Raw genomic sequence first — 15216 nt, forward strand, 5'->3', positions numbered from 1 at the left:
TTAAGATTAAAAGCCTTTTTTTTTTCAAAGCTACAATTCAAAAAATACGTAGAACTACGTATTTCATATATCAATTATGAGCCATACCTTTATACTGCTATTAAATACTGATGTGGAATTGCCTCTTTATAAGGACATTCTACTTTAAAACAAATAAAATGGAAACGTCAAATCTACCTAAAAACCTTGAAATAATGCAGGATTCAAACACAAACAAGTTTTTCGTTTACGGAATTATTCTAATCGTTGTTATTGTTGTTTCTTTGAATATTGTGGTCTGTTTCTTTTAGGAATTAGTTCGAGAAATCAGAAACAAAAAGCGCGACTTCTATTAGAAGTCGCGCTTTTTTATTTCAAAATAGTTTCGTACTTCCTAAAGTTCTAAAGCCCTCTTAATGTCATTATCCATTAATAGTTCTGTTGGGTTTTCTAAAGCTTCTTTAACAGCAACCAAAAAACCTACTGATTCTTTACCATCAATAATTCTATGATCGTACGATAAAGCCACATACATAATAGGTCTGATTTCCACATGACCATCAATAGCAACTGGACGTTCCACTATATTGTGCATTCCTAAAATACCACTTTGAGGTGGATTGATGATAGGTGTTGAAAGCATACTTCCAAAAACACCACCATTTGTTATGGTAAATGTTCCGCCTGTCATTTCATCAACAGTAATTTGTCCATCTCTAGCACGCATCGCCAAACGTTTTACCTCATTTTCAACACCTCTAAAACTTAAGTTTTCGGCATTTCGAATAACCGGAACCATTAAACCTTTTGGTCCTGAAACAGCGATGGAAACATCTACAAAATCGAAAGTCATCATTTCTTTTCCATCAATCATAGAATTTACGGCTGGATACATTTTTAATGCACGAACCACTGCTAAAGTAAAGAAGGACATAAACCCTAAACTAACACCATGTTTGTTTTTAAAGGTTTCTTTGTATTCATTACGCAATGTAAATATAGGTGACATATCTACTTCGTTAAACGTAGTAAGCATGGCAGTTGTATTCTTGACTTCCACCAAACGTTCTGCAACCTTACGCCTTAACATAGACATTTTTGTATTGGTACTTGAACGATTTCCTCCTGTTGGTGTACCCATAGAAGGTACTGCATTTACAGCATCCTCTTTAGTTACGCGACCATCTTTTCCAGTTCCTGAAATTTGTGATGCGTCCATATCTTTTTCTGCCAAAATCTTTTTAGCTGCAGGACTTGCAAGACCAGACGCATATGATTTTTTAGCAGGATTTGGAGCTTTATCATGATTAGATTTCTTCTTATCTGAATCCAAATCTTTAACTAATTCTTTGGTTTCTTCTTTTGTAGCGCCACCTTCATCGCCACCACCTTTATAGGATTCTGGCGCACCCTCTTCTGATCCTCCTGGCTTTTCAGCATCTGTATCAATTAAGCAAACCACAGCTCCAACGGCAACAGCGTCACCTTCTTCAGCTTTTAGGGTTATGGTTCCACTAGCTTCTGCTGGAAGTTCCAAAGTTGCTTTGTCACTATCCACTTCTGCAATAGCTTGGTCTTTTTTCTACGTAATCACCATCAGCAACTAACCATGTTGCAATTTCTACTTCTGTAATAGATTCTCCTGGCGAAGGAACTTTCATTTCTAAAATCATCGTGATACTGTTTTAGTTTTTAATATGTTGTTAATGTTGATTGTTTTTTGTTTTGTCAAATACGAAGTCTATAACTTCTTTATGACGTTTTTTAGAACGTACCGAACTACCAGCTGCTGGCGCTCCATACGGTCTTCGTGATGCCGCTCTAAATGTTTTCACTTCATCTAAATGCATAAGCATATGGCTGTAAGCTCCCATGTTTCTTGGTTCTTCTTGAGCCCAAACAATTTCTTCGGCATTTTTATACTTTTTAATTACAGCTCTAATTGCGTCTGTAGGCAAAGGGAATAATTGTTCAATTCGCACCAATGCAACATCTTTACGATTTAAATTTTCGCGTTCTTCTTGTAAATCATAATAGAATTTACCCGTTACAAACACTAGTGATTTAACATCAGCTGTTTTGATTTCAGAATCATCAATTAACTCTTGGAATCCACCGTTCGCAAATTCGTCAACGGTTGAAACTACTTTCGGGTTTCGTAATAAACTTTTAGGTGTAAATATAATTAACGGTTTGCGGTAATTGGCTTTTACTTGTCTGCGTAAAATATGAAACATATTGGCAGGCGTTGTACAGTCAGCAACAAACATATTATCCTTGGCACATAATTGTAAATAACGCTCCATACGTGCCGATGAATGTTCAGCTCCTTGCCCTTCATAACCATGTGGTAATAACATGACCAATCCGTTTTGTAACTTCCATTTATCTTCGGCTGCTGAAATATACTGATCCAACATAATTTGCGCACCATTACTAAAGTCACCAAATTGTGCTTCCCAAATCGTTAATGTTTTTGGACTCGCCATGGCATAACCATAATCAAAACCTACCACACCATATTCAGATAATAATGAGTTATAAATGAAGAATTTACCTTGATCATCACTTAATTGATTGTGAAGAATAATTTCCTCTTCACTATCTTCTACTTTTACAACTGCATGTCTGTGTGAAAACGTACCACGCTCGACATCTTGACCGGAAATTCGAACATCGTTTCCGTCTAGTAATAAGGTTCCGTATGCTAAATGTTCACCCATTGCCCAATCCAGTTTATCTTCATCAAACATGTTTTGTCTGGATTCGATTAAACGTTCAATTTTACGAATGAATTTTTTATTCTTTGGAAGGTTTGAAATAACCTTTGTTACTTTTTCTAAATCCGATTTACTACAGGTTGTATCAACCGGTTTCATCATTTTATCCTCTTCAACTGAAACGTAATTTTCCCATTCATTTTGCATGAATGGTGTGATTTCAGTTTTATCTTCTTTTCTAGAATCTTCTAAATTTTCTTCTAGCTTATTTTTGTAATCTTCTTCTAATTTTTGAACATATGCATCATCAATAATCCCTTCAGATATGAGTTTTTCGGCATAAATATCTCTTGGGTTTTGATGTTTCGAAATCGCTTTATATAATTTTGGTTGTGTAAAACGCGGCTCATCACCTTCGTTATGTCCGTATTTTCTATAACCTAATAAATCAATAAATACATCGCGTTTAAACTTCATTCTAAAATGTAACGCGAATAACATAGCATGAACGACGGCTTCAGCATCATCAGCATTTACATGCAATACGGGCGAAAGCGTTACTTTTGCAATATCTGTACAATAGGTACTTGAACGTGCATCTAAATAATTGGTTGTAAATCCTATTTGATTATTGACCACTATATGAATGGTTCCATTGGTTTTATAACCATCTAATTGCGCCATCTGAACAATTTCATAAACGACGCCTTGAGCTGCAATAGCTGCATCACCATGAACAACTATAGGTAATACTTGTGATGGATTATCAGGATATTTATCATCCTGTTTAGCGCGTACAATTCCTTCTACGACGGCACCTACGGTCTCTAAATGCGATGGATTTGGCGCTATATTTAAATTTATTTTTTGCCATTTTCAGTTACACGATCACTAGTCCAGCCTAAATGGTATTTCACGTCACCATCAAAAACTTCTTGTTCGTAATCTTTACCATCAAATTCGCTAAAAATATCTTTTGCCGATTTTCCAAAAATATTTGTCAACGTACTTAAACGACCACGATGAGCCATCCCCATAACAAATTCCTTAACATCATATTCTGACGCTTTTTCAATTAAAGCATCTAAAGCAGGAATTAATGATTCACCACCTTCCAAAGAAAAACGTTTTTGACCTACATATTTGGTGTGTAAAAAGGTTTCAAATGAAACCGCTTCATTTAGCTTTTTAAGAATATGTTTTTTCTCATCTGATGAGAAATTAGGCTGATTATCATTAATATTCAGTTTTTCCTGAATCCATTTAATTTCTTCAGGTTTTCTGATGTACATATACTCTACACCTATAGAGTGACAATATATTTTTTCTAAATGCGCGATAATATCACGTAATGTCTGCGAACCTAAACCTAATGTATTTCCTGCACTGAAAGTAGTATCCAAATCAGATTCAGATAGGCCAAAATTTTCAATTGCTAACGTTGGACTGTATGTTCTTCTATCACGAACAGGATTCGTTTTAGTGAACAAATGACCTCTGGTACGGTAGCCATCTATTAATTGTACGACTTGGAACTCTTTTGTTACATTTTCAGAAACATGTTCGCAAGATTCAAATGTTTCCACATTACTATCTGACAAACCACTGTTTTCACTTCCAAAATCGTAACCTTGAAAAAAGGCTCTCCAACTTGGTTCAACGGAATCTGGGTTTTGTAAGTATTGGTCGTATAAATCAGCAAAATATGCTGTGTGCGCTGCGTTTAAAAAAGAATATTTATCCATAAATGAATTAAAACTGAATCGTTCAGACTAAATTTACACAAAAGTACAACTTTTAGTAAAATTAGATATGGTTTTCTTACATTTATAACATGTAATTAACTAAAATTTTGAAAATGAAAGAGGATTCAATATTTGCAAAATCAAATAGTATATTAATAGGTTTATTCTTGCTAATTATAACTAGTGTTTCCGCGCAAAATACAACCAATGATTTTTGGAGTCACGTGCGTTTTGGAGGAACTGTTGGTTTAAGTTTTTCTGGTGATTATTTTAGTGGCACCTTAGCGCCAAGTGCTATTTATCGATTTAATCCACAATTTGGGATGGGTGTTTCACTGAATGGTACGTATGCCAGTAGAAAAGATTTTTATAAATCTACTATTTTAGGCGGTAGCGTTATAGGGCTTTTTAATCCTATTCCCCAATTGCAACTTTCCGCTGAATTTGAGGAATTAAATGTCAGCCGAAAATGGGAAAACAGACTCTTAATTCCAGATGAAAACTATTGGTATCCTGCACTATTTGTAGGTGCTGGTTACACAATTAGCACTGGACGCGTTTCCACAGCTATTGGTATAAGATATGATGTACTTTATGATAGAGATAAGAGTATCTATGGCACGTCTTGGATGCCATTTTTTAGAGTTTATTTTTAGGCAAAACATTGATCAATACTTATTCTTAAACCACACTTTCTGCCACTCACGTTGTAATACTAAAAAAGCCACTTGCTCTGCCATGATAATCGTATCGGAACCATCTAATTCGCGGACTTTAATTTCGGACACATCAATTATATAGAGTAGATTTAAATAGTCCATAAATCTTTCTTGAATTAATTTATAAACCGTTTCATGAAGCATAAATTTTAAACTGGTTGGTAAAACATCCACATCAAATTCCAAGTCTACATTGGCTAAAGCTAAATCTTTGTTCAGTTGAAGGATTAGTTTTTTATAGAGTTTCAACTGATTGGCTTCATCAATTAAATCCGAAAAAGTAGTTGGTAATTGCATTACACATTTCTATTCATTAATTGTTCACCAAACGTTTTTAAGTAATGTTTTTTTTATCTTCAGAAATTTGTAGTTTCTCCAAAACCACAAATGCTTTATTGGTATACTCTTCAATTACCTGTTTAGTTGCTAATTTAGAACCAGAGGTAACAAAAATATCTTTTATGGTTTCAATTTTATGGGTTTGGTCTGATGGTTTTAAACTATATAAATGTACTAATTGCTGTTTATCATCATCACTTGAAAATTCTAAAGCCTTTAAATACAAATAGGTTTTTTTGTTTTCAATGATATCACCACCAACTTGTTTTCCAAAAGTTTCAGGATTGCCAAAGGCATCTAAATAATCATCTTGTAATTGAAATGCAATACCTAAATTTTTTCCAAATTCATAGATATTGGTTTTATCTTCCTCTGAAGCATTGGCAACAATTGCTCCCATTTCCATAGCAGCACCAACTAAAACGGCTGTTTTATATTCAATCATTTTTAAATATTCAGAAATCGAAACATCGTCTCGACTTTCAAAATCCACATCGTATTGCTGCCCTTCACAAACCTGTAAAGCGGTTTTACTAAATAACCTTGCTAATGCTTGAAAAGTTGTTGGTTCATAATTCTCAAACAATTGATACGCCATAATTAACATGGCATCACCCGATAAAATTCCGGTATTCACATCCCATTTTTCATGAACAGTTTCCTGACCTCTGCGCAAAGGTGCATCGTCCATAATATCATCATGCACTAATGAAAAATTATGAAAAACCTCAATACTTAAAGCAGCATTTAACGCTTTGGTGTAATCACACTCAAAAATTTCAGCGGCCATTAAAGTTAAAACAGGACGTAAACGCTTGCCTCCTAGTTGCAAAATATAGTTAATAGGATCGTATAATGACTTCGGTTCCTTAACCTGAACAAATTCATTTAGGTATTCTACAAAGGCTTGCTGATAAAAAGGTGTGTTTTGCATGCCGCAAAAATAAGGCAATTCAATTAATAATTACAACAACCTTTCTCAATATTAAAAAAAGGTTAATACTTCGGAAACTTTTTAGGTTTTTAAAGTTTCCTTTGGTACATTTGCAGCTATTATGAAAGATAAAATACTAAAAAGCGCAGCAGATATGTTCATAACCTATGGGTTTAAGAGCGTAACTATGGACGATATTGCTAACGAAATTGGTGTTTCAAAGAAAACCATTTATCAGCATTTTGATAATAAAACCAAGCTAGTTGAAGCTACAACCATGCAACTATTTGAAGTAATTAGACATGGTATTGATTGTATTTGTGCTTTAGACAAAAACCCTATTGAAGAGCTGTACGACATTAAGAGTTTTGTTATGCAGCATTTGAAAGATGAAAAATCATCACCACAGTATCAGCTTCAAAAATATTATCCTAAAATAGCTGCCACCTTAAAAACGAAACAATTTGACGTGATGCAGGATTGTGTTAAAGAAAATCTGGAAAAAGGCGTTAAAAACAACCTATTCCGATCTGATATTAATATTGATTTTATTTCAAGAATATATTTCAATAGCATGATATCATTAAAGGATCAAGATTTATTTCCACTTAACAATTTTTCTATGAACATGCTCATGGAAAATTATTTAGAATATCACTTAAGAGGTATATGCACACCTCAAGGTTTAAATGTATTAATTAAATTATTAAAAACAAATCAATTAATTAACGAATGAAAAACAAGTTAATTTTATTAGTATTTTTAGCAACATATAGTTTGTTTTCGCAAGAAAACATTCAACAATTCACCTTACAAGAAGCCATTGATTATGCTTTAATAAATAATCGAAACGCAAAAAATGCCGTCAGAGATATTGAAGCTGCTGAAAAGCAAAAATGGGAAACGACTGCTACTGGTTTACCACAAATTAATGGTGTAGTAGATTACACAAATTGGATAAAACAGCAAGTATCTTTATTACCAGCTGAAATTGCAGGTGGCACTCCAGGCACATTTGTTCCTGTTACATTTAGCCCAAAACAAAGTTTAAATGCTACTGCAACTTTAAATCAATTATTATTTGATGGTTCTTATTTAGTAGGCTTGCAATCCGCTAAAGTGTTTCTAGAAATTACCCAAAACGCAAAAATTAAAACCGATTTAGAAGTTAGAAACGCTGTAATCAATGCTTATGGCAATGTACTTTTAGCTGAAGAAAATTTAGACATCGTTAACAAAAATATTGATGTGCTTCAAAAGAACCTCAACGAAACAACTAAAATTTATGAAAACGGTTTAGCCGAAGAAGAAAGTGTTGAGCAACTTCAAATAACATTAACCGGTTTAGAAAACTATTTGAATAATGTAGAGCGCTCAAAAAATATTGCCTACCAATTATTCAATATTACGTTGGGAATTGATTTAAATAAAACCATTTCATTAACCGATAATTTAGAAATATTGACACTTCAAAATATTTCATTAGAGATTTTGGAAGCGGATGATAATGTGGAAAATAGTATCGATTATCAAATTGCTAAAAACCAAGAACAATCTAAAGAATTGCTGCTAAAATTAGAAAAAAGTACATTTTTACCAACTTTAAGTGGTTTTATAAATGGTGGATATAGTGGCTTTGGTGAAACTTTCGGTTTTGTAAATAATAATCAAGAATGGTATGGTTCTTCACTCTTTGGCGTCAGTATGAACATACCCATTTTTAGTTCAGGCATGCGAAGTGCAAAAACACAACGCGCTCAAATAGATCTAGAAATTGCTAAAGAAGAGCTAACGGAAACGGAACAACAATTAAAATTTCAAATTTCGGCAGCTAAGAGCGATTATCAATTTGCTATTGAAGAATATGAAAATAAACGTCAAAATTTAAATTTAGCAGAACGCATCGAACAAAAAAATCAAACTAAATTCTTTGAAGGTATTGCTTCTAGTTTCGATTTAAGACAAGCACAAACACAATTATACACAGCACAACAGGAATATTTACAGTCCATGTTTAATGTTATTACCAGAAAATCAGAATTAGAAACCATACTCAACACCGTAAACTATTAAGTCAATCAATCATTTTAGAATCATGAAAAATATAAAAATACTTATTATACTCGCCGTAATCATTTCGTCTTGTGGTAATGAAAAAGAGAAATCGCTTGATGCTGTTTTAGAATCAAACAATTTATCTGAATTAAAAGAAAGACGCAGCGAAATTGATGCCAAGCAGCAAGAATTAAATGACCAGATGGGTTTACTTAATGAAAAAATTGCCAAACTGGACACCATTAAAAAGGTGCCTTTAATCACCACGTTTAAAGCGAAACAGGAAGTTTTTAATCACCAATTAGAAATACAAGGTAACGTTACTACCAAAAATTTATTGGTGATTACTCCAGAATTCAATGGTATTTTAACCAAGGTTTATGTTAAGGAAGGTGAGGCCGTAAAAAAAGGACAATTACTGGCTAAAATTGATGATGGCGGATTAAGTCAGCAGTTAGCACAATTAGAAATTCAATCCAATTTAGCTAAAACGACGTTTGAACGCCAAAAACGTTTATGGGATCAGAATATTGGAAGTGAAATTCAATACTTACAAGCCAAATCGTCTTATGAATCGCAAGCAGAAGCCGTAAATCAATTGAACCAACAAATTGCCAAAACAAATGTTAGAGCACCATTTTCTGGAACCATAGACGATGTCATTACTGAACAAGGAAGTGTTGTTATGGCTGGACAAAGCCAACTCATGCGAATTGTAAATCTAGAGGATATGTATATTGAAACGGATATACCAGAAAGCTACATTGGCAATGTTACCAAAGGGAAAAATGTAACAGTTGAATTTCCAATTTTAGGTAAAACTATTGATACCAAAATTCGTCAAGCTGGCGATTTTATAAATCCAGCCAACCGAACGTTTAAAGTAGAAGTTAGCGTACCTAATACCGAAAAAAATATCAAGCCTAATTTAACTGCGCGACTTAAAATTAACGATTATACAAACGAAAACGCCTTACTAATTCCACAAAGTATTATTTCAGAAAATGCGGATGGCGAACAATATATATACGTTATTTCTAATAAAAATAGTCAAGGTGAAGGCGATGCCAAACGAATTATAATTAAAACTGGAAGAACACAAGGTGATGTAATTGAAGTTTTAGAAGGTATTGAAGATGGTGCCGAAATTGTTAGAGAAGGCGCCAGAAGCGTGAAAGATGGACAAACTGTGAAAGTAGTGGACATGCCATCCGAAAAAACCAACGAATAAAAAGAAACTAATGACTAAAAAGAAAAAACAAGTCGATAAGGAATTTGGTTTATCATCATGGGCAATCAATAACAAGACCACCATGTATGTTCTGATTCTGGTTATATTTTATTTAGGTGTAGCCGCATTTTTTGACATGCCTCGTGAAAATTTTCCAGAAGTAAACGAAACTAAAATTTATGTTAGTTCTATTTATCCAGGAAATACAGCTGAAGATATTGAGAAACTCATCACAGATCCACTTGAAGATGAACTGAAAACGGTTAGTAATGTCGTGGAAATTACCTCCACATCACAGGAAGATTTTTCTATGATTATTGTGGAATTTGATGAGAACCTAACTGTAGAGCAAGCCAAGCAAAAGGTAAAAGATGAAATAGACACTAAAACAGCTGGCGAAGATTGGCCAATGTCCAATGGTGCGAAAGTAAAACCAGATGTTTTTGAATTGAGCATGTCTGAAGAAATGCCCATTCTAAACATTAATATCTCTGGTGATTATCCGGTTGAAAAACTGAAAGAATATGGCGAATATCTTCAGGATGAAATAGAAGATTTACTCGAAATTAAAAAAAGTGGATATTCGTGGCGCTCAAGATAAAGAAGTAGAAGTTGCCGTTGATATTTTTAAAATGATGGCTGCTGATGTGACATTTAATGACATTATTGGCGCTATTAATAATGGAAACATGACCATGTCTGCTGGAAATTTAAAAGCGAGTGGTCAACGTAGAACAATTCGTATTTTAGGTGAAATTGAATCGCCTGACGAACTGGAAAATTTCGTTGTAAAAGCTGAAAAAGGCAAAGCTATTTATTTAAAAGATGTGGCAACAGTTACCTTTCACGAAGAAGATAAAACAACCTTCGCTAGAGAATTTGGTGAGCCTGTTGTGATGCTGGATGTTAAAAAACGTGCTGGTAAAAACATGGTTGCTGCTGCAGAACAAATTAAAGTGATTGTTCAAAATGCTATCGATAATAAATTTCCACAGGATTTACAAGTGACTATTGCCAACGATCAATCGCCTGTAACTATTGGTCAAGTAGATGATTTGGTGAACAACATTATTTTTGGTGTGATTCTGGTCGTTATGGTTTTAATGTTCTTTTTAGGTTTCAAAAATGCCATTTTTGTCGGTTTTGCCATACCAATGTCCATGTTTATGTCGCTTATGATATTAAATCTTTTAGGACAGAGTTTAAATACCATGGTGCTTTTCGGCCTTATTATGGGTCTAGGAATGCTCGTAGATAACGGAATTGTGGTCGTTGAAAACGTGTATCGTTTGATGGACGAAGAAGGTATGAGCCGCATTGAAGCCGCTAAAAAAGGTATTGGCGAAATTGCATTTCCTATTATTATATCAACAGCTACAACCGTTGCGGCATTTATTCCACTAGGTTTATGGCCAGGAATTATGGGACAATTTATGATGATTCTACCTATAACACTTTCGGTGGTATTGGGTTCTTCTTTATTTGTTGCAATTTTCTTTAATTCGGTTTTAGTATCGCAATTTATGAGTACCGAAGATAAGGATATGCCTTTGAAAAAAATTATCCGTAATACCGCAATTATGGCTGGTATTGGATTGTTAATAGTCATTTTTGGTGGAGACTATCGTGCATTAGGAACCTTAATGATTTTTACAGCCATTATGCAATGGGCTTACCGCATATTTTTGCGTAAATGGGCAAATAATTTCCAAACAAAAACGTTGGTAAGATTAGAACGCTGGTATGAAAACAAACTACGTTGGGCTTTATCTGGTTGGCGTTCTTACGGATTGGCAATTGGTACATTTGTGCTTTTAATATTATCATTTGTAACTTTCGGGATTTCATTATCAACCGAACGTACCAAAGTAGAATTTTTCCCAGATAACAAACCCAATCAGATTATTGTCTATATAGAATATCCACAGGGAACCGCTATTGAAAAAACCGATGCTATTACGCGTGAAATTGAGAAACGTGTTTATAAAGTAGTAAATGACGAACAATATCGTGATGGCGACTATAATTATATGGTAGAAAGTGCCGTTTCGCAAGTTGGTGAAGGCGCTGGAAATCCGCAAACTGACAGTGGCTCATCGGCAGAAATGCCACACAAAGCCAAGATTACGGCTTCTATGCGCGAATATAAATACCGTCGTGGTGAAGATAGTGAGTTGCTTCGTCAAAAAGTTCAAGAAGCTTTAGTTGGCATTTATCCAGGTGTTTTGATTTCCGTTGAAAAAGATGCCAATGGACCACCTGCAGGATCACCAATTAATATTGAAATTGAAGGTGATGATTATGACGAGCTGATTAATACAGCTGAAAATATGCGTGAATTTATCAATACCAAAAATATTCAAGGTATTGACGAATTGAAAATTGATGTGAATAAGGACAAGCCTTCCATGCGTGTTATTATTGATAGAGAAAAAGCAGGAGAATTAGGCGTAAGTGCAGCGCAAGTTGGTCAGCAATTACGAAATTCTATTTTCGGAACTAAAGCTGGAATCTATAAAGAAGATGGCGACGATTTTGATATTTACGTTCGTTTTAATGAAGAAAATCGATACAACACAAGTGCGTTGTTTAATCAAAACATCACGTTCCGAGACAATACAGGTCAACTGAAAAGTATACCAGTTTCTGCGGTTACCAAACATGAAAACAATTCTAGTTTTAGTGCCATTAAACACAAGGCTACGAAACGTGTGGTAACGGTATATTCAGCTTTATCTCCTGGATTTACAGATGCTCAAGCTATTGTAACACAGATTCAAAATGAAATGAAGAGTTACAAAAATTTACCTAGTAATATTCATATTGATTATACAGGTCAAATTGAAGAACAGAATAAACAAATGGTCTTTTTAATGGGTGCTTTTTTTACAGGATTAGGGCTCATCTTCTTTATTTTAATATTTCAATTTAACTCCATTTCTAAACCAACTATTATCATGCTCGCCATATTTTTGAGTCTTATTGGTGTGTTTGGTGGTATGGTTATTACTGGAAGTGCTTTTGTAATTATGATGACCATGGTTGGTATTATTTCACTGGCAGGAATTGTAGTTAATAATGGTGTAGTGTTACTAGATTATGCCCAATTATTAATAGATAGAAAAAAACATGACCTGAATTTAGAGGATAATGAATACTTGAGTAAAGAGGATTTATTTGAAAGTATCGTTCGAGCAGGAAAAGCGCGTTTACGTCCTGTATTACTAACAGCCATAACCACTATTCTGGGTTTAGTGCCTTTAGCCATTGGGTTAAACATAAACTTCTTTACCTTATTTGGAGAATTAGATCCAAATATTTATATGGGTGGCGATAACGTGGTATTTTGGGGACCTTTAGCCTGGACGGTTATTTATGGTTTACTAATAGCAACCTTCTTAACACTAATTGTTGTTCCTATATTATTCTATTTATCCATGCAATTAAAAATGTGGATTCGTGAAAAATCGACAACATAACAATAGCATTTAGTGCCAATTCTTATATCCCTTAAATAAAAGATTGGCTAATAGCGGGAAGCCTCAACAAATGTTGAGGCTTTTTTTATTTGATAATCCGTTAACTTCCTTAAATTTGCAACCGCATATAGCTATGCCTTATAAAAATAACATATCATGTACAGAAGTCACAATTGTGGTGAATTACGAGCATCACACATCAATACCGAAGTAACCCTTTCTGGTTGGGTACAAAAATCACGCGACAAAGGTTTTATTGTTTGGGTAGATTTACGCGACCGTTACGGCATTACTCAATTGGTTTTTGATGAAGAACGTACGCCTAAAGCCATGATGGAAAAGGCACAAAAATTAGGTCGTGAATTTGTGATTCAGGTAACTGGAACCGTTATTGAACGTGCTTCTAAAAATGCCAATATTCCAACAGGAGATATTGAAATTTTGGTGTCCAAAATGAATATATTAAACGAATCACTTTTACCGCCTTTTACTATTGAAGATAAAACCGATGGTGGCGAAGATATTCGTATGAAATATCGCTACTTAGATATTCGAAGAATCCGGTAAAAAATAGCTTGATTTTTCGTCATAAAGTCACACAAGAAGTTAGAAACTACTTATCAAAAGAAGGTTTTATTGAAGTTGAAACACCTTACTTAATTAAATCGACTCCTGAAGGTGCTCGCGATTTTGTGGTGCCTTCTCGTATGAATGAAGGTCAGTTTTATGCGCTTCCTCAAAGTCCACAAACTTTCAAGCAATTGCTTATGGTTGGTGGTATGGATAAGTATTTTCAAATTGTAAAATGCTTCCGTGATGAAGATTTACGTGCAGACAGACAACCAGAATTCACACAAATTGACTGCGAAATGGCATTTGTGGAACAAGAAGATATTTTAAATGCTTTTGAAGGTTTAACCAGACATCTTTTAAAAGAAGTGAATGGTGTTGAAATTTCAGAATTCCCACGCATGCTCTATGATGATGCCATGCGTTTATACGGAAATGATAAACCCGATATTCGTTTCGGAATGGAATTTGGCGAGCTTAACGATGTAGCACAACACAAAGATTTTGGCGTATTTAATGATGCCGAATTAGTCGTTGGCATTGCCGTTCCTGGAGGAAATTCATATACAAGAAAAGAAATTGACAAGCTAATTGATTGGGTAAAACGTCCGCAAGTTGGCGCTTTAGGCATGATTTATAGCCGTTGTAATGATGATGGTTCTTACAAATCATCGGTCGACAAATTTTTCGATCAAGACGACTTAGCCAAATGGGCAGAAAAAACAGGTGCCAAAGCTGGCGACTTAGTTTGTGTGCTTTCTGGCCCTAAAAATAAAGTTCGTGCACAATTAAGTGCCTTACGTATGGAATTAGCAGAGCAGTTAGGTTTGCGTAAACCAAACGAATTTGCACCACTTTGGGTTATGGATTTTCCATTATTGGAATGGGATGAAGAAACCGAACGCTTCCATGCCATGCACCATCCATTTACATCGCCAAAGCCAGGACAATTGGAATTGTTAGAAACCAATCCTGCGGATGTGAAGGCCAATGCTTACGATTTGGTGTTGAATGGTAACGAAATTGGTGGTGGTTCTATTCGTATTCACGATAAAAAAACACAGGCTTTAATGTTCGATTATTTAGGCTTTTCTAAAGAAGAAGCTAAAGCACAATTCGGATTTTTAATGGATGCTTTTCAATATGGAGCGCCTCCACATGGTGGTTTAGCTTTTGGTTTGGATAGATTGGTAGCCATTTTAGGTGGACAAGAAACCATTCGTGATTTTATTGCCTTCCCAAAAAACAATTCAGGACGTGACGTTATGATTGACGCACCTGCTCCACTAGATAATAAGCAATTGGAAGAGTTAAGTTTAAAACTCAACTTAAAAGCATAAAAACTTATAATGTGTCCCGATAGTTTATCGGGACATTTTTTTTAGTAGTTTTAACTTATGAATTGGAAACGGATTTTTAAAATTTTTCTATACATCGTTTTGGGC

General features: G+C 34.5%; 7 protein-coding genes and 4 pseudogenes. 6 read left to right on the plus strand and 5 right to left on the minus strand.

All coding sequences use genetic code 11. The features are described from left to right. Nucleotides 1–373: 373 nt before the first annotated feature. From odhB to GK51_RS01890, 3 genes and pseudogenes are all read right to left on the minus strand, one after another. The gene (odhB, locus tag GK51_RS01885) at nt 374–1537 is read right to left on the minus strand and encodes a 2-oxoglutarate dehydrogenase complex dihydrolipoyllysine-residue succinyltransferase (protein WP_394332071.1); all 1164 of its coding nucleotides are present in this window, start codon (nt 1535–1537) and stop codon (nt 374–376) included. Then, nucleotides 1530–1652 carry a biotin/lipoyl-containing protein gene (locus GK51_RS02625; RefSeq protein WP_394332072.1) on the minus strand — a complete coding sequence of 41 codons (123 nt, stop codon included), beginning with the start codon at nt 1650–1652 and terminating at the stop codon, nt 1530–1532. The genes odhB and GK51_RS02625 overlap by 8 nt, the downstream gene beginning before the upstream one ends. 30 nt (nt 1653–1682) lie before the next feature. Then, nucleotides 1683–4444, minus strand: a pseudogene (locus GK51_RS01890) (2-oxoglutarate dehydrogenase E1 component). A gap of 113 nt (nt 4445–4557) precedes the next feature. Here GK51_RS01890 and GK51_RS01895 point away from each other — a divergent pair. Further along, the gene (locus GK51_RS01895; RefSeq protein WP_048331393.1) at nt 4558–5100 is read left to right on the plus strand and encodes a hypothetical protein; all 543 of its coding nucleotides are present in this window, start codon (nt 4558–4560) and stop codon (nt 5098–5100) included. A 12-nt stretch (nt 5101–5112) separates the two neighbouring features. Here the strand turns inward: GK51_RS01895 and GK51_RS01900 are convergent, their stop codons facing one another. After that, nucleotides 5113–5460 (minus strand): hypothetical protein, encoded by a 348-nt coding sequence (locus GK51_RS01900; protein ID WP_048331395.1) that lies wholly within the window; start codon nt 5458–5460, stop codon nt 5113–5115. Further along, nucleotides 5460–6436: pseudogene (locus tag GK51_RS01905) on the minus strand (polyprenyl synthetase family protein). The gene GK51_RS01900 and the pseudogene GK51_RS01905 overlap by 1 nt, the downstream one beginning before the upstream one ends. A gap of 121 nt (nt 6437–6557) precedes the next feature. Here GK51_RS01905 and GK51_RS01910 point away from each other — a divergent pair. From GK51_RS01910 to aspS, 5 genes and pseudogenes are all read left to right on the plus strand, one after another. Beyond that, on the plus strand, nt 6558–7172 hold the full coding sequence (locus tag GK51_RS01910; protein WP_048331397.1) for a TetR/AcrR family transcriptional regulator: 615 nt from the start codon (nt 6558–6560) through the stop codon (nt 7170–7172). Continuing rightward, nucleotides 7169–8509: a TolC family protein gene (locus GK51_RS01915; RefSeq protein ID WP_048331399.1), complete on the plus strand. Its 1341-nt coding sequence runs from the start codon at nt 7169–7171 to the stop codon at nt 8507–8509. The genes GK51_RS01910 and GK51_RS01915 overlap by 4 nt, the downstream gene beginning before the upstream one ends. Before the next feature lie 22 nt (nt 8510–8531). Further along, a complete protein-coding gene (locus GK51_RS01920; protein ID WP_048331400.1) occupies nt 8532–9722 on the plus strand; it encodes an efflux RND transporter periplasmic adaptor subunit in 1191 nt (396 codons plus the stop codon). A 10-nt stretch (nt 9723–9732) separates the two neighbouring features. Then, nucleotides 9733–13201: pseudogene (locus tag GK51_RS01925) on the plus strand (efflux RND transporter permease subunit). A gap of 156 nt (nt 13202–13357) precedes the next feature. Continuing rightward, nucleotides 13358–15111, plus strand: a pseudogene (gene aspS / locus GK51_RS01930) (aspartate--tRNA ligase). Nucleotides 15112–15216 lie beyond the last annotated feature (105 nt).

The sequence above is a fragment of the Bizionia psychrotolerans genome (assembly GCF_001039595.1).